Source organism: Ructibacterium sp. SJQ-7 (assembly GCF_054696575.1).
Window position 1 is genome coordinate 1,469,426 of sequence record NZ_CP195193.1, and the last position, 16,885, is coordinate 1,486,310.

Consider the following 16,885-nt stretch of genomic DNA (forward strand, 5'->3'; position numbering starts at 1 on the left):
TGACACCTCTCCTCAAGGAGAGGCTTGTTTGGCACCATAGAGGGGAGCTAGCGACGCAGTCGACTGATGGGTGGCACATTTAATGGCGACTAATGGTCGCCACTACGAAACATCAAACGCAACACAAAAAGCCGTCAAAGTAATACTTTGACGTCTTTTACATTATTCAATTATACGATTTCAGCACCGCTTTGAATATCATTAAGAGTAGTCAAAACAGTAAGCTTATCTTCAAATTCGGCTGACAAAATCATACCGCAAGATTCAAGTCCCATCATCTTTCTCGGTTTCAAGTTTGCAACAAACAACACATTTTTACCGATTAATTCTTCAGGCTTATGGAACTTTGCAATACCTGAAAGAATTTGTCTTGTTTCACTTCCGACTTGCAAAGTAAATCTAAGAAGCTTTGATGACTTTGGCACTTTTTCGCATTCAAGTACCTTACCGACACGAATATCAAGTTTTTCAAATTCTTCAAACTCGATATAATCTTTATACGGTGCAATTTCAATCTTTTCTTCTTCCGGCTGACCGAATTCTTCTTCAAGTTCGGCAAGTTTCTTTTCTGCGTCAATTCTTTGGAACAGCGGAACAGCCTCGCCTACTTTTGTACCCGCCTTTGTTTCACCGAATGTCTTTGTACTTTCAAAGCTCAAATCATCTGCACCGATTTGTTCGGCGATTTTCTTTGATGTTTCAGGCATATACGAACTTAACAATGCCGCAATAATTCTGATTGTTTCAACAAGATTATAAAGCACTGTACCCAATCTCGGCTTATCGTCTTCATTCTTTGCAAGCACCCATGGAGTTGTTTCGTCAATATACTTATTCGCTCTGTCAACAACTTTCCAAATTTCGTCCATACTATCCGCAACGTGAAGTGTATTCATCTTCTTAATAATCTTATCAATCGCACCTGTTGCAACAGCTTTCAAATCATCATCAAAATCACCGTGTACGTCACCGCTCTGAATTTCACCGTCAAAATACTTATTAATCATTGCAACAGTTCTGTTTACAAGATTGCCAAGTGTATTTGCAAGGTCACTGTTAAATCGGCTGATAAACACTTCATAAGTGATTGTACCGTCTTGTGCGAAAGGCATTTCGTGAAGTGAATAATATCTTACCGCGTCAACGCCGAAATGCTTTACAAGGTCCTCCGCATAAATTACGTTACCTCTTGACTTACTCATCTTTTCATCACCGACGAGCATCCAAGGATGTCCGAACACCTGTTTCGGAAGCGGTTCGCCCAATGCCATAAGCATAATCGGCCAATAAATTGTATGGAAACGAAGAATGTCCTTACCGATAATATGCACATCTGCAGGCCAATACTTATTATACAATTCGCCCTTTTCTTCCGGTGTATAGCCAAGGGCCGTAATATAGTTTGAAAGTGCGTCAATCCACACGTACACGATATGTCCAGGGTCAAACTCAACAGGAATACCCCATGTAAAGCTCGTTCTTGACACGCACAAATCCTGCAATCCCGGCTTTAGGAAGTTATTAACCATCTCATTCTTACGTGATTCAGGTTGAATAAATTCAGGGTGTGACTCGATGTATTCCATAAGCTTGTTCTGATACTTGCTCATCTTGAAGAAATAGGCCTCTTCCTTAGCCTTTTTAACTTCTCTGCCGCAATCAGGACACTTACCGTCTACAAGCTGTGTTTCAGTCCAGAATGATTCACAAGGTGTACAGTACCAACCTTCATATTCACTCTTATAAATATCACCTTGATCATAAAGCTTTTTAAAAATCTGCTGAACAGCCTTAACGTGATAATCGTCGGTTGTACGGATAAATTTATCATAGCTGATATTAAGCATATCGGCAATATCCTTAATTTGTCCCGCAATCTTATCAACGTGCTGTTTCGGTGTTATACCCTCATTTTCAGCGATTTCCTGTATCTTCTGACCGTGTTCGTCAGTACCTGTAAGGAAAAATACATCCTTACCTATAAATCTGTTAAAACGTGCTATTGCGTCCGTAAGAACTATCTCATATGTATTACCTATATGAGGTTTCTTTGAAGTGTACGCAATGGCAGTAGTAATATAAAACTTTTCTTTACTCATTCCAGTCACTCCCCATTAAATTAATAACAAAATCTTTGAACAATAGGCACTGTTCTTTTATAAATCTGCCTATTCTCTTTAAAAGTCTTATCGGTGCGTCAAACACACCCGCTTTATAAAAACTGATTATCAGCATAAGTATTATCGGGCCTAAAATCATACCGCCGATACTAAGCGTTCTGTAACCGATATACATAGACATAAGCGTCAATATCGGATTCATACCTATTCTTGAGCTTACAAGTTTCGGTTCGGTAAAATGTCGCATAAGCGCAACTGCGGCATATATAACAATCAGACCAACTCCGAGTTTAATATTGCCGTTCAAAAACGAAATAAGCGACCACGGCCACAAAACAAGACCGCTGCCGAAGAATGGCAATGCGTCCAAGAACGCAATACCTAACGCAATAAGAAGTGCATACTCAATATCAAGTATACTCAGTCCGATAAACATAATCGCAAACGCAATACACATAAGTATTCCCTGCGCTTTAATATAACCGCCGAGATACTTTTTCAATTCCGTCTTTATAAGATTCAGCCTATCCACAAATTTAGGACTGAACACACCTTGCACAGTCGACATAACGGTTTTGTTTTCCGAAACCATAAAATACGATGACAAGATAAAAACGACTATACCTATAAACACGCTCGGCAAAGCCTTTGCAAAATTGCCCGCATAATCAACCATAGGCGTTGACTTTATATTGATAAATTCAGCGGCTTTGCTTGAAACCGTCTCACCTGCCGAAGTAATCGCCTGTTGAATGTTGCTCGGCAAATTCATATACACAACAGACCATTTTTCGCCTAGTGCCTTTGTACTGTTTTGAATATTTTCGTAAATAGTCGGAAACTGCGTATATAACATTCGTCCTTCATCAACAATTTTCCATATTGCAAATGTGAGAACACCACCAAAAATTCCGACTATCAGTACTATTACAAGCACCGCAGACAGTCCTCGAGGTATTTTCAGCCGTTTCTGTAATGTATCCGCAAGCGGATTTACCGCCATTGAGAACAGATAGCCGAGCAAAAACGGCAAAAACAACTTAACAAGAAAACCTAACAGCTGCAATATTTTAGGCAGACATATATATGCCGCCACAGCCAATATCACAACACCCAATACAAACAGTACAATTTTTACCCAATTTTTTTTCAGTTTCATAAAATCATTCCCTTCGCAAATCACGAGAATGTATCATTATTTTCCAAGAAATCTATTCATCAAAGTATATCCTTCTTCGATATAAATACCTGTCTTTTTACCGTTTTCTTCAGTATATGTAAGATTAGCATTTTTATCCGTTTCGTTGGTGCTGTCATAGATGATGTACGGAACAGGGTCCGAAACGTGCGTCTTTAGCTTAATCGGAGTCGGATGGTCGGGAAGAATCATCATTCTGTAATCAATGCCTCTCTTTTCAAGCTCGTCCTTTAGGAACTTGACAACCTTTTTATCTATCGTTTCAACCGCAAATTTCTTCTTTTCAGGTGCACCTTGGTGTCCCATTTCGTCAGGAGCTTCCATGTGAACATAAACGAAGTCACTGCCGTTTAAAATTGCGTCAAGTGCGGCTTGTGCCTTACCTTCCCAGTTTGTGTCACAGTTACCTGTCGCACCTTCAACGTCAATCGAATTCATTCCGGCACATTTTGCAATACCTTTGATAAGGTCAACAGCGGAAATAACACTGCCCTTTAGACCGAACTTTTCTTCAAAATTATCAAGCTGAGGTTTTGTACCCTCGCCCCATACCCATATTGATGTTGCAGGATTTTTGCCCTCTGCAACACGCTTTTTGTTTACAGGATGTTCTCTTAAAATCTTTTCACTTTTTTTCATCATTTCAAGAAGTGTATCCGCACCGTCACCCTTTGGAAGATGGTCTGTTATCTTCTTGTCTGAAATGTCGTGAGGAGGTGTTAATTCAACATTAGTCGAACCGCCCTCCCAAACTGTAAGATGACGGTAGCTGATACCCGGATAGAACTTAATCATATCAGTATCAAGCTCTTTTGCGACAGCCTTGATAAGCTCAGCAGCCTCTTCTGTTGTGATTTCGCCTGCACTATAATCAAGCATTGTCTTATCCTCGTAATTTTCTTCGTCAGAAAGAGTTACAAGGTTACATCTGAATGTAACGTCATTATCCTTTAGCGGAACGCCGATTGACGCCGCCTCAAGCGGTGAACGACCGCTGTAACATTTCTTTGTATCATAACCCATAACAGATAGATTGGCTACGTCACTGCCCGGTTTCATACCGTCTTGAACAGTCTTAACCATACCCATCTCGCCATGCTGTGCCATATAGTCGATTGTAGGCTTATCAGCCACCTCTAAAATTGTTTTACCGTCAAATGCGTCAACGGGATAATCTGCCATACCGTCGCCAAGTATTACTACATACTTCATTTTTTATCTTCCTTTCATTTTATCTTTATGTTTAAAGTTTATTCAGTCACGATTTTCACCAATATTGCTATTGCCCCACGTCCGACGTGAGTACCGATAAGCGGACCGAATTCACCATACATTTCTATACAATCTTCGCCGTATTCATCGCGAAGTTTTTCACAAACCTCCTGTCCCTTATCCTCGTCCGACTGAACGATTAAGAACTTAGGATTTTCCGCGTCAAAATCAGAATCATCTTGAATTTTTGCAATCAATTTATCAAGCAGCTTTTTCTTACCTCTCAGCTTGTCTAAACTTTCAACAAGTCCGTGTTCTATTGTAAGTATTGGCTTGATGTCAAGCATTGTGCCGACAAATGCGGCTGCTTTTGAAAGTCTGCCGCCTTTTTCAAGATATTTTAACGTATCAACCAAAAGGTAACATCTCCATGTTTTTATGTACTTTTCACATTCCGTTATAATCTCGTCAACGCTTTTGCCGTCCTTAGCCATTTGCGCCGCATGAACGGCGGTTTGTGCAATGTACAGAGAAAACTTCTGCGTATCGACAATGTGAAAATCCGCATTCGGATTTTCTTCTTCAATCTCACTCTTAACAAGATTTGCTGTTTGGTACTGACCGCTTGCGGCTGATGAAAGTGCAAAATATATTACGCTCTCATGCTCCTCACACTGCTGTTTAAAGTAGTCAAGCATATCACCGAACGGTGTCTGTGAAGTAGTCGGAATACCGTCGTACTCCTCGAGTTTATCAAAAAATTGCTCATTTGTTATTTCAGTTCTCTGAACATATTGTTCAGTGCCGAAAATACTTAAAAATGATATAACGCCTATATTATATTTGTCGGCTATATCCTGCGGAATGTCCGAACCGGAATCCACTATTATTTTTATATCTGCCATATTTGCTCCTCTCATATAAATTCGGTATAAATAAAATTTAAAATTGTTTTTTATTCTCTTGATTAAAAGCTTTAGACGCAGAGAAAATTGTTCACAGTGCCGTTTTGCAGCTCACGGTGCTGTACGGTTACCGCCCTAAGCAAAAAATGGTGCTGTTGGCAATTTAATCAAGTCTAATTACCAATGGAATTGAGTCAGCTGTCCTAAATCCTTTAAATTATCAAACCCTTGCTGACGAAGTGCCTCGTATACAACAATCGCAACGGAATTTGAAAGATTAAGACTTCTCGCCTCTTCTATCATAGGTATTCTTATACAACGTTCTTCGTGTTCGTACAAAAGTTCTTCGGGAAGTCCTGCATCCTCACGACCGAACAATATATAATCGTTATCCTTAAATTCAGCCTCAACATATGTATGAGGTGCTTTTGTTGTTGCATAAAAATATCTTGCACCCTCTGTTTTTTCAAAAAAGTCCGCCAAATTATCGTAATAGCATACATTCAGCAAATGCCAATAATCCAAACCCGCTCTTTTCAAATTTTTATCGGTAATCTGAAAAGCCGTCGGACGTACAATATGAAGTCTACACCCTGTCGCCGCACAAGTACGGGCAATGTTGCCTGTATTCTGCGGTATTCTCGGTTCAACAAGAACTACATTAAACAAAAAATCATATCCTTTACTTTAGAAATTTAATCATAAATCTATTTAACAGCGGTCGTTTTATCTTTACCGCTTTTTTGGGGCAAAGTTCTTGACAGCAAAAACATTTTATACACCTTTTCGTGTCAATAACAGGTTTACCCGTTGACATATCAATCGCTTTCGGCGGACAACATCTTGCACATTCTCCGCAACCTACGCATATATCGTAATCCATTGCCGGCTTTGACGCAAGTGCATTTATAAGTCGTGCATTAAGTGCGTCCGGAAGTGAAATCAATTTAATCAAATTAAAATGGCTTTCAGGCTTTAAATAATCCTTCATAACAAGCGGTTTAATATCTTCGCCCGCTATATCAATTTTTTCCGCACTGTCACACACAAGTCCGCGTTCAATCGCCTCACGCACCGTATCAACTTCATTCGGTGCATAATCAATCAAATAACATGACGCCAAGTCAAGCGCGTGTGCATTTTCTGATGCCATAACAAGTCCTATATGTCTGTTCTGACCTGCCGTCGGACCGTTGCCCTCCATACCCCAAACAGCGTCCATAATGGACAATGTCGGTTTTACACATTCGTGCAAATCCACAAGCATTGAACAGAATGACTTTCTCTCATTCAATCTGAAATGCAGTTCCGCTTTATATGTTCCGGGAATTGTGCCGAAAAGATTTTTAACGGCACCTGTATAACTCGTCATTGCGTGAGTTTTCAGTTTCGGCAGTGAAATTATAACATCTGCATTCAAAATCGGATTTATTATCGGAATTTTCTTTACGGTCTTTCCCTCAGGGAAATGCACTTCCGTAAAACTTGTATCAAAATTCAATTTTGCGTTTGTTCCCTCGACAGCCTTATCCACACCGCAGACTGAATAAACGCCCTTTAAAGCCGTAGTGTTATACGGACCGCCGGGACTTTCGGCAATCGTCACGTTTCCGCCGGCTTTTTCGACCATCACTATAACCGCGTGAAGAAATTCGGGATTTGTCGTAACCGCCTCCTCAGGCTTTTTCTTGGAAACAAGGTTGGGCTTTATAACAACATTATCACCCTTTTTCACAAACTTCCCAATTCCACCGATTAAAGACACCGCATTTTCTACGGCATTTTGCACTTCGGAATATCTGTCACATTTTACGACGGAAACTTTATTATTCATTCTTTAATTCCTCTCTTAGGTTTCTAAATGTTGTAAACCTCTGCCTATTCTATCATTATACAATATTCCGAGTAATATTTCAACCGTAAAACAGTAATTTTTATAGGCATAGTGCCATTTTATTGCATATATATTTTGCTAAAATACGGCACACTCCATTAAATTATATCTTTTTTCGTTTTATAGACAGTTTGCTCCCTTTAAAGTAAAAAAAGACTTGACATAAAGTCAAAAGCAGAGTATTATTTTCACATATCGAAAATACGTTACTTTGATGTAACTTTTAAACGGTGTATTTTTGGTATAAAAAAAGGTGATTTGCAAAAATCACCTTTTTTCAATATCAGCTTTTTTAGTTTTTTGGATTGACAATATCACGCCAATCAAGGTCACCGCGTTCAAGACCGTGAATAAGCACTTCTGCCGTTGCACAGTTCGTTGCAATCGGGATATTGTGCATATCGCAAAGTCTCAGAAGCGAAAATACGTCAGGCTCATACCCTTCGGCGTTAAGCGGATCACGGAAGAAAAGCACCAAGTCAATTTCATTATATGCAATTCTCGCACCGATTTGCTGATCGCCGCCCTGCGGTCCTGACAAAAATCTATATACATTAAGACCGGTATTTTCAATAATCATCTTACCTGTTGTGCCGGTTGCATACAGAGAATGTTTTGACAGAATACCCGAGTAAGCAATACAAAACTGTACCATTAATTCTTTTTTCTTATCATGTGCTATTAAAGCGATGTTCACGAAAATACCTCCTCATTCACTCTATTTTCCGAAAAGCTTTTTAACCTTATCAAAAAAGCTTTCCTTTTCATCAAATTCCATAATAGGCACTTCTTCGCCCATAAGTCTTGCGGCAATATTTAAAAATGCTTGTCCTGCCCTTGAATTTTCAGCCGAAACCGCCAAAGTGCCTTTAAGAGCGGCAACCATAAGTTCCTCGTCATCGGGAACAATTCCAAGCACAGGTACGCCCAACATATCTACGCAATCGTCCATATTCATCATTATTCCCTTATCAATCATATCCGATCTTACGCGATTAATGACAACCTTGACATCTTCCACACCCATATCTTCAAGTACGGATATTGCTCTGTCACCGTCACGAAGTGCCGTAACTTCTGGCATTGTGACCAATATGGCACTGTCCGCACCCATAGCCGCATATAAAAAACCGCCGTCAATTCCTGCCGGAGCGTCTACAAGGCAATAATCAAACCTTGAAGAAAGTTTTTCCCATATCCCCTTTACCGCCTCATCTTCGACAGATGAAGTGTCACGCGTTTGCGGAGCGGGTATAAAATACAAGTTTTCATATCTTGTATCCTTAATCAAAGCCTCGTCCAAGTCACAATTTTCTTCGATTACGTCAAATATATCGTAAACGATACTGCTTTCAAGCCCGAGTGTAATATCCAGATTTCGACAACCCATATCCATATCGACAAGTGCAACAAGATTACCCCTCATAGCCAATGCCGCACCTATATTTGCAGTTACAGTTGTCTTTCCCGTACCGCCTTTTCCGGATGCAACTATGATGATTTTTCCCATTTTCCTTATCCTTTCAATATGAATTTATGCGTAGTAAAATTACCCAAAACTCTTTTCTGCGTAATTATATCACATTTTTTTCTCTTTGTCTATATTTTTACCAAAAAATCATCTACACAAATTTGATTATTTATTAAATATGCCTTTTTAGGATTTTCGGTATTCGGCGTATCAAATTCATCAAAATTGCAGTGAGTTTTTGAAATTCTTACGTCTGTCGGCTTAAAGTCAAGCGCAAATATATAGGCATTGTCATTACCCATACACCCTGCCTCAACGCTGCCTTTTATACTTCCGATAACGATAACATTACCGACCGCCGTTATCATTCCGCCCTCCTCAACGTCACCGAAAAGGGTAAGGTGTCCATCCGCAAAAACTGTTTTGCCTTTCTTTACAACGCCTTCGTAAAACCTCGCACGACTGCTTTTAAAATTAGTCGTTACGACTTCCTTTATCTCCTCAAGCTCCGTTTCTTCCTCAGCAATTTCGCGGACTTCTTCACTCTCATTATGTATTTCTTCAGTATTTTCCTGAAGAAGTTCCTTAGGCAATTCAAGAGTTTCTTCAAACGAATCTTCGGCTTTTATCACTTTTCTTTCACCGTAATTTATCTCACATTCCGGCAACATAGCCGTAATAACCGCGTCAAGACGCATTTTATCACTCGTTGAAAGGTCCCTGCCGACAACGTATATATTACAACGTCCGCCGCCGAAAAACTTTCTGAACTGTCTTATTTTTTCATACAGGGAGTTCATCAACTTAGAAAATTCACATTCACTGTCAAGATATATCTTTACCCCGTCAGCCGTACCTTTCAGCTTTATAAGCTCTTTTTCCAATTTAATCAAACCTCCCCATATTATAAACTATCTCAATAATCCGCCTTGCACATCTGTTGCGGTTGTAGGCTCTGCGGTTGTGTCTGCACTGTCAAGATTGAAATATTTATCAAAAATATCTTTTGCTACCTGCGCGGCATTTGTACCACGAACACCGTGTTCAAGCACAACCGATACCGCGATTTGCGGATCGTCAAACGGTGCAAAAGCAATAAACACAGCGTTATTTGAACCGTTTCCGACCTGTGCCGTACCTGTTTTACCGCCGACCGCTATACCGTAATTCGCGAAAATTTCACTCGCACTACCTTCGTCAACAACTCGTTTCATACCTTGTTTTACGGCATTGATAACTTCATCGTCCATATCGACTTTTTCGACAACTTCCGGATTAAATTCTTTTACAACACCACCGTCAACCGATGAACGAACGCTTTTTATAAGATTTACTTTATATCTTGTACCGCCGTTTGCGATTGTTGCAGCATAGTTTGCAAGCTGAATAGGTGTAAACAAACTGTATGACTGACCGATTGCCGCTTGAAGAGTGTCACCGCCAAACCATTCCCGATCGGTAGCACTTGCAACTACCTCTTTTTTATATTCGGGGCTTGCCATATGACCTGCCACTTCTTCGTCAAGCTCGATACCCGTCTTTTCACCAAGACCGAACTTCTTTGCATACTCATCAAGTTTATTTATTCCCATACGTCTACCGACTTCATAGAAGAAATAGTTACACGAATTTTCAAGTGCCGCACTGACGTTTTGCTTACCGTGAGTCAATTTATATTCGCCCCAAATCCAGCAAGTCGGCTGATAGTCGGCATAGAATTTATAAATACCCTCGTCCTCGATAATTTCGTTTACATTCAAATTACCCGTTTCAAGTGCCGCAATCGCCGTCAAAGGTTTAAATGTCGAACCCGGGCTGTAAAGTCCGCTTACAAGCCTGTTCCACATAGGCTTTGCGTCATTATTAATCAAAGTTTCATAATCCTCGTTAAACTTCGACATATCGTATGTCGGATACGATGCACCTGCAAGCAAATCGCCTGTCTTTACATCAATGACAGCAACAGAACCTGCGTCACAGTCTGCACCGTCCTTTGCTTTCACACCGCTTGACGCACGAATATTTTGTATTGTATCTGCAAGCGATTTTTCCGCCACTTTCTGCAAATCCGAATCCAATGTAAGCACGATATAATCGCCCGGAACAGGCTCTGCATCGTTCATAACGGTAATCTCTTTACCGTTTACTTCCTTAGTTGTACCTGTAGTGCCGTCAATACCTCTTAAATACTGTTCGCCCCACTTTTCAATGCCCTGTTTACCGATAATGTCATTATAGCCGTAACCCAAATCTTTGTTTGCCTCGTATTCTTCGGCATTGATTTTACCTGTACGACCTAAAATATGCGTTGCAAGTCCGGGAGCGTCATATTGACGGATATAGTCGTTTATAACGGCTATGCCTTTAAATTCGTCCTGACGTTCCTTTATCTGTGTTACCGCATCGACGGATATATCGTCCGCAACTGTAAACAATGTTGTCTGCGACAAACCGCTCGCCTCCGCAGCGTATCGGATACCCACGATACGTCTTTGCTCGTCCTCGCTGTAAACATCGCTGACTTTATATATTTCCTTGTATGCCTGCATTATTTGGTCGGCAGACATATTTTCTTCTATACCCTTGCCAAGATGTGAATTATTCTTAAACCACGCTTCACGTTCGTCCTCCACGGAGCCGTCCTCGTTTTCGTCCTCAAACTTAAACTGATACGGTGCGAATGAAATTGGTAAATCGTCATAATATTCACATTGAGTCGAATAAAATATATCCACAAGTTTTTTTATAATATCGTTAAATTCTTCGTCTTTAACATCGGTTTTCTGCATAACAACAGAATAACCGACTTTGTTGGATACAAGAGTTGTTCCGTATCTGTCAAGAATTTCACCTCGCGGTGCTTTTTCGACTATATTGGTAGTCATTCTGTCATTAGCGATTTCATAATACTGTTCGCCCTTTAATACCTGTAAATCAAAAAGCTTCCATATCACCGCCGCAAACATAACAGCTATGACTATTTTTAATATAATAAATCTCGCTTTACTGTTTGGCATTTATATACATTCTCCTTAAGCTATCAAAAGCTTTTTCTTCTTTTCTTCTTTATACAATGTCTTTTTTAGTATCGGATACAATATAACTGCAATAACCGTATTAAATACCGCCGTCGGCAATGCATCACTGAAAATTACCGACACATCAAGCGTCATTTCTCTTATGACGAACAACAATATTTCAAGTATTGCCGACATAATAAAGGTCCATACAATCGTTTTCGGAAAATTACCGACATATCTCGGACGTTTTCTTGCCGCAAATACGATTATCGAACTGTACGCATAAAACAACGTAATCTCCGTAAAATTTCTTCCTCCGATTGCGCCCATAACAACGGCACATATTCCGCTTATTATAACAGCAGTGCGAAATTCATTTTCAAGAATTGCCACACACATCACAAACGCCAATACCGCAGACGGTACCGCACCGAATATATGGATAGGTGAAAGCACTACCGTCTGAACAAGAAAAATCACAAAAATCCACAGAAAAATCTTAAAATTTCTCACTTTTTCTCTCCAATCAATATGTTCCGTTTATAACAAGCACTTCATAAAGCTTGTTGAAATCAACAAGCGGTTCTACTGTTGCATAATTCAAATTACCCATAGCGTCCGAATTTATCTCACGAATTACGCCGACAGAAAGTCCTGCCGGATAAATTCCGCCTGAACCTGACGTTTCAAGAATATCGCCTATTATAAGGTTTGAGCCTTTGTCAATAAACGTCATTTTACAGTAGTTTTGGCTGTACAATTCACTGTCGCCTTCTACAACCGCAACATCGCTTGTTCTTGAAACCTTTACGCCCATTGCGTTATCGGGATTCAATATTGTCGAAACAATCGACCATGTAGGACCTGTTTCAACAACTTTTCCTACTACTCCGTCAGGCGTTATAACCGCGTTTCCGACAGCCACACCTGCAAGCGAGCCTTTGCTTATCTGTATTGTGTCGTACCAGTTATTTGACGAATACGCAATAACAGACGCGGCAACGGTTGAATAATTTTCAAGACTGTTTTGAAGTTCAAGCGTTTCTTTTAAACGTTCGTTTTCTTCTCTGTAATTTGCAACATCTTTATTTTGTTTTTTCAGCTCATTAATTTCGCCCACAAGTCTTGCGTTTTCTTCCTTGTAGCCGTTCATTTCACGAATAAAATCAGTCGTATCCGTAACCTTGTTCACTATATACGAAAAACCGTTCTGAAACGGTGAAAATACAGTTCTAAGCACTTTGGATACGGGATTTGTACCGCCGAAATGAGCAATAGCGGCACATACAAGCACTACGGCGGTTATAATCGCCGCCGCAATCACGCCTTTTCTTTTAAAAAATGATGACATATTTTCTAACCTTCCGTTATACAATCCAAAATTATTTTGATGATTCGATAAGTTCTTTTATATTATCAAGAGCCTTGCCTGTTCCTATTGCAACACAGTCAAGCGGATATTCGGCAACATGTGTAGGAATTTTTGTGGTTTCGGTGATAAGTTTGTCAAGACCTTTAATCAACGCACCGCCGCCTGTAAGCACTATTCCGCGTTCCATAACGTCTGCCGCAAGTTCCGGAGGCGTGTTTTCCAATGTCAGCTTTATAGCTTCAATCATTTCGTCCACATTCTCGCTTATAGCGGCTCTGATTTCGCTTTCCTTGATTTGTGCCGTTTTCGGCAAGCCTGTCGCAACGTCACGACCTCTTACTTCGTAAACGCCTTCTTCGTCATCTTCATATGCAGACGCAATGGCTACCTTTATATCTTCAGCCATTTTGTCACCTATATTGATTTGATTTTCTTTCTTCAAATAATTGATAATAGCACTATCCAAAGCATTTCCCGCAATTCTGATTGATCTTGACGAAACGATACCGCCCAGCGAAATAACCGCAACTTCGGTTGTACCGCCGCCGATGTCGACAACCATATTACCTGTTGCATCATTCACAGGAAGTCCGGCACCCATAGCAGCCGCCATAGGTTCTTCGATAAGTGCAACTGCCTTTGCGCCTGCTTGAATAACCGCCTCTTCAACTGCACGTCTTTCAACTTCCGTTATGCCCGACGGTATGCAAACAACAACTCTCGGCTTAAATACGTTGCTCACGTCAGCCTCTTTTATAAACGCTCTTATCATAGCTTGAGTTATGTCAAAATCCGCAATAACACCGTCTTTCATCGGACGTACCGCAACAATGTTTTCAGGCGTTCTGCCTATCATCTCATTTGCCGCATTACCGACCGCAAGCACCTTACCTTCGTACTTGTCAATCGCCACAACAGACGGCTCTCTTACTACTATTCCCTTGCCCTTTACATACACAAGTGTGTTTGCTGTACCAAGGTCAATTCCTATATCTTTTGAAAATATCCCCATTTTCGTTGTTCTCCTTTTATAATATCTTTATATCCATTTCGTCCTCAAGCGTGTCCGCAAGTGCACTTATCGGCAGACCGACAACATTAAAATAATCGCCGTCAATCTTTTCAATCAAAAGTGAACCGAGTCCCTGTATTCCGTATGCACCTGCCTTATCCATAGGCTCGCCCGAATTTATATATCCGCGAATTTTGTCATCGCTCAAATCTTTAAACTTTACTTTTGTCCTAACTTTTCCGCAAACGGCTTTTCCGTCACTTATTCGCATAACGCAATATCCCGTATATACTTCATGTTCACGTCCCGAAAGTTTTGAAAGCATATTAAATGCGTCATCTTCGTCTTTCGGCTTACCGAGTATTTGTCCGTCAAGCGTTACGATTGTGTCTGCTGAAATTATAACCGCATTTTTATTGCGTAAAACCTCTTTCGCGGTTGCACTCGCCTTTAAAAGTGCAAGCTCCTGCACGTAAAGCTCGGGTTTCAAATCTTTTGAAACGGAATCTTCGTCCGCTTGCGAAACAATCACCTTAAATTCAAGTCCCATAAGCTCCAAAAGTTCTTTTCTTCTCGGTGAACCCGACGCAAGTATAAAATCTATCATTGCATTATAACCTTTCTTAAAGCACACCGCGATAAAAATGTCCTCTTGTGTATGTGTTTTCCGTCATACTCTGCACATTTTTTTCGCCGTTTAAAGCTCTCTTATACATATCTATTATTTTATCACATTGAGCGAATTTTTCAACAGTAAATATCAATCTGATACTGTTTATTTTAAGTTTTTTTAAATCCGCGATTTTATCCGCCATAAATATAGGCTTTGAATTTAAAATTTTTGCTATACAGCCTTTTGAACAGACAATCGGAAATTCCTCTCTTTTTCTGTCTTTCAGCTTGTATATCATTTTGCCCTTTTGGCATTTTCCCATAGCCTTTATCGGGCAGTTTTTCATCAACATAAGCGGAATATGTCCGTAGCCTATAACTTCAAGATTAGCGTTTGTATTTTCACATAAATCGGCAATTTCATGTAAATTAAGTTCAGGAGATAATGTAACCGTTTTCAAATCGCCGTAATGCTGTGCCGTTTGCGAATTAAAAACATTCAATCTGAAATCGCCGTATATCTCTTTATCTTTATACTTGTAAATTGCCGCCGGTGACGAAACAAGTACGCCGTCCGTCTTTATATTCTCTTCACAAAATATATCCGCCGATTTTGATATTATTTCAACATCGTCAGGCACATCTTTTAGTGTCCCCACCAAATCATTGGGGGCATATATTCTTTTTATGTTATTTTTAACTGCGGCTTTGAACTGTTCTTCATCACTAACTTCACAAGTGAGTATTATATTCGTGTTTTTACGGTTGCTATGCTCAATTTCAAAGTCAAGTTCTCTGCCTTTTTCACGCATTTGTCTTTGATTTATAAGGCTTTCGCAACATTCACGTCTTACGCTGTTTATTTCCTTAATCGGAATTGTAATTCCGTCGTCTATCGTAATATTTATATCGTCACATTCAAACGGTGTACTTCCAAGTTTTAAAAGCTGGTCGCGAAGTCTTTTTTCGTCCATAGGTTTATGGAATGCTTTTTCGGATTTTAGTGTCCCTTGTGCATACGCATAATGTCCGTCATTATCGTACATTGTAAGTTCAAGCGGGGCATCAATATTTAGTGTCCCCATAATACCTGTGTTGATTTTACGGATATTTGCGTCCTCTGCGGCACGTTTTTTCGCCTCATCGGTAAATTTATTTTCCGCACTGTTACTCGGAGTATCGTGGCTCATCATATTTTTACCGAGATTGCCTTTAAAATATCCGTCTGTAAAACCTGTTCTTGAAAATGCGTCAAGCAGTTCCTGCATATCTTTTTTTGACACGTTTCCGCCCTTGTCAAGATAATTTCGGTACACGCCCACAACAGCGGATACATATTCCGCTCTTTTTAAGCGTCCCTCAATTTTCAGTGATGTTACGCCTATACGTTTTAGTGTCCCCAAGTCATTCACAAGTGCCATATCTTTAGGACTTAAAACATATCCGCTTTTAACCGTTTTGCCGTTTTCAAGCAAATCATACGGCAATCGACACGGTTGAGCGCAACGACCTCTGTTACCGCTCCTGCCGCCTAAAATACTCGACATAAGGCACTGTCCGGAGTAACACATACAAATTGCACCGTGAACAAAAACTTCAATTTCCGCTTTTGCATTTTTGCAAATATGCTCTATCTCTTTTTCCGACAATTCACGCGCCAAAACTACTCTTGAAAATCCCATATCCTCAAGATATTTTACACCCTCAAGACTTGTAACGGTCATCTGCGTGCTTGCGTGTAAAGTCATATCCGGAACAGTCTTTTTGATAATCTCCACAGCGCCCATATCCTGAACAATAAGTGCGTCAACGCCGATTTTATTAAGTTGCTTCAAATATTCTTTAAGGCTTTCAATTTCCTTTTCCTTAACAAGCGTATTTACCGTAACGTGAACGTCAACACCGTATAAATGGCAGTAATCCACCCACGTTTTCATTTCTTCGATTGTAAAGTTTTCGGCACTGTAACGTGCACCGAACTGCGGACCGCCGAGATATACCGCATCCGCTCCCGATTGTACCGCCGCCGTAAGTGCCTGTCTGCTGCCGGCAGGTGCTAAAAGTTCCAT

General features: G+C 40.2%; 15 protein-coding genes. All 15 read right to left on the reverse strand.

The features are described 5' to 3' along the window. Nucleotides 1-170: 170 nt before the first annotated feature. Complete coding sequence (metG, locus tag ACSAMO_RS06750) at nucleotides 171-2,099, reverse strand: methionine--tRNA ligase (RefSeq protein WP_022230947.1); 1,929 nt, start codon at nucleotides 2,097-2,099, stop codon at nucleotides 171-173. Then, nucleotides 2,092-3,279: a sporulation integral membrane protein YtvI gene (gene ytvI / locus ACSAMO_RS06755; RefSeq protein ID WP_499208995.1), complete on the reverse strand. Its 1,188-nt coding sequence runs from the start codon at nucleotides 3,277-3,279 to the stop codon at nucleotides 2,092-2,094. Before ytvI ends, metG begins: the two co-directional genes overlap by 8 nt. A gap of 36 nt (nucleotides 3,280-3,315) precedes the next feature. Further along, the gene (locus ACSAMO_RS06760) at nucleotides 3,316-4,530 is read right to left on the reverse strand and encodes a cofactor-independent phosphoglycerate mutase (RefSeq protein ID WP_412613527.1); all 1,215 of its coding nucleotides are present in this window, start codon (nucleotides 4,528-4,530) and stop codon (nucleotides 3,316-3,318) included. Between the two features lie 38 nt (nucleotides 4,531-4,568). Beyond that, nucleotides 4,569-5,435, reverse strand: a complete 867-nt coding sequence (locus ACSAMO_RS06765; RefSeq protein WP_308455872.1) for a DegV family protein — start codon at nucleotides 5,433-5,435, stop codon at nucleotides 4,569-4,571. Between the two features lie 177 nt (nucleotides 5,436-5,612). Further along, nucleotides 5,613-6,104, reverse strand: coding sequence for a tRNA (cytidine(34)-2'-O)-methyltransferase (locus tag ACSAMO_RS06770; protein WP_022230943.1), 492 nt, complete (start codon nucleotides 6,102-6,104; stop codon nucleotides 5,613-5,615). Nucleotides 6,105-6,117: 13 nt separating this feature from the next. Further along, nucleotides 6,118-7,269 (reverse strand): DUF362 domain-containing protein, encoded by a 1,152-nt coding sequence (locus ACSAMO_RS06775; protein WP_308455871.1) that lies wholly within the window; start codon nucleotides 7,267-7,269, stop codon nucleotides 6,118-6,120. Nucleotides 7,270-7,621: 352 nt separating this feature from the next. Beyond that, on the reverse strand, nucleotides 7,622-8,026 hold the full coding sequence (locus ACSAMO_RS06780; protein ID WP_022230941.1) for a methylglyoxal synthase: 405 nt from the start codon (nucleotides 8,024-8,026) through the stop codon (nucleotides 7,622-7,624). A gap of 21 nt (nucleotides 8,027-8,047) precedes the next feature. After that, nucleotides 8,048-8,839: a septum site-determining protein MinD gene (minD, locus tag ACSAMO_RS06785; RefSeq protein WP_308455870.1), complete on the reverse strand. Its 792-nt coding sequence runs from the start codon at nucleotides 8,837-8,839 to the stop codon at nucleotides 8,048-8,050. An 89-nt stretch (nucleotides 8,840-8,928) separates the two neighbouring features. Next, nucleotides 8,929-9,693: a septum site-determining protein MinC gene (locus tag ACSAMO_RS06790; protein WP_412294001.1), complete on the reverse strand. Its 765-nt coding sequence runs from the start codon at nucleotides 9,691-9,693 to the stop codon at nucleotides 8,929-8,931. Between the two features lie 18 nt (nucleotides 9,694-9,711). Then, nucleotides 9,712-11,817: a penicillin-binding transpeptidase domain-containing protein gene (locus ACSAMO_RS06795; RefSeq protein ID WP_022230938.1), complete on the reverse strand. Its 2,106-nt coding sequence runs from the start codon at nucleotides 11,815-11,817 to the stop codon at nucleotides 9,712-9,714. A gap of 15 nt (nucleotides 11,818-11,832) precedes the next feature. After that, on the reverse strand, nucleotides 11,833-12,333 hold the full coding sequence (locus ACSAMO_RS06800) for a hypothetical protein (RefSeq protein WP_022230937.1): 501 nt from the start codon (nucleotides 12,331-12,333) through the stop codon (nucleotides 11,833-11,835). Between the two features lie 13 nt (nucleotides 12,334-12,346). Continuing rightward, entirely contained in the window at nucleotides 12,347-13,171 is an 825-nt protein-coding gene (mreC, locus tag ACSAMO_RS06805) for a rod shape-determining protein MreC (RefSeq protein WP_022230936.1), read from the reverse strand. 31 nt (nucleotides 13,172-13,202) lie between these two features. Continuing rightward, nucleotides 13,203-14,204 carry a rod shape-determining protein gene (locus ACSAMO_RS06810; protein ID WP_118446562.1) on the reverse strand — a complete coding sequence of 334 codons (1,002 nt, stop codon included), beginning with the start codon at nucleotides 14,202-14,204 and terminating at the stop codon, nucleotides 13,203-13,205. Nucleotides 14,205-14,220: 16 nt separating this feature from the next. Continuing rightward, nucleotides 14,221-14,808 carry a Maf family protein gene (locus ACSAMO_RS06815; protein ID WP_484111151.1) on the reverse strand — a complete coding sequence of 196 codons (588 nt, stop codon included), beginning with the start codon at nucleotides 14,806-14,808 and terminating at the stop codon, nucleotides 14,221-14,223. A 19-nt stretch (nucleotides 14,809-14,827) separates the two neighbouring features. After that, nucleotides 14,828-16,885 carry a U32 family peptidase gene (locus ACSAMO_RS06820; protein WP_499208996.1) on the reverse strand — a complete coding sequence of 686 codons (2,058 nt, stop codon included), beginning with the start codon at nucleotides 16,883-16,885 and terminating at the stop codon, nucleotides 14,828-14,830.

Coding starts and splice junctions, on each gene's coding strand:
- ACSAMO_RS06765 (WP_308455872.1), bottom strand. CDS start 5,435: ATGGCAGATATAAAAATAATAGTGGATTCCGGTTCGGACATTCCGCAG.
- ytvI (WP_499208995.1), bottom strand. CDS start 3,279: ATGAAACTGAAAAAAAATTGGGTAAAAATTGTACTGTTTGTATTGGGT.
- minD (WP_308455870.1), bottom strand. CDS start 8,839: ATGGGAAAAATCATCATAGTTGCATCCGGAAAAGGCGGTACGGGAAAG.
- ACSAMO_RS06820 (WP_499208996.1), bottom strand. CDS start 16,885: ATGGAACTTTTAGCACCTGCCGGCAGCAGACAGGCACTTACGGCGGCG.
- ACSAMO_RS06775 (WP_308455871.1), bottom strand. CDS start 7,269: ATGAATAATAAAGTTTCCGTCGTAAAATGTGACAGATATTCCGAAGTG.
- ACSAMO_RS06810 (WP_118446562.1), bottom strand. CDS start 14,204: ATGGGGATATTTTCAAAAGATATAGGAATTGACCTTGGTACAGCAAAC.
- ACSAMO_RS06760 (WP_412613527.1), bottom strand. CDS start 4,530: ATGAAGTATGTAGTAATACTTGGCGACGGTATGGCAGATTATCCCGTT.
- metG (WP_022230947.1), bottom strand. CDS start 2,099: ATGAGTAAAGAAAAGTTTTATATTACTACTGCCATTGCGTACACTTCA.
- mreC (WP_022230936.1), bottom strand. CDS start 13,171: ATGTCATCATTTTTTAAAAGAAAAGGCGTGATTGCGGCGGCGATTATA.
- ACSAMO_RS06795 (WP_022230938.1), bottom strand. CDS start 11,817: ATGCCAAACAGTAAAGCGAGATTTATTATATTAAAAATAGTCATAGCT.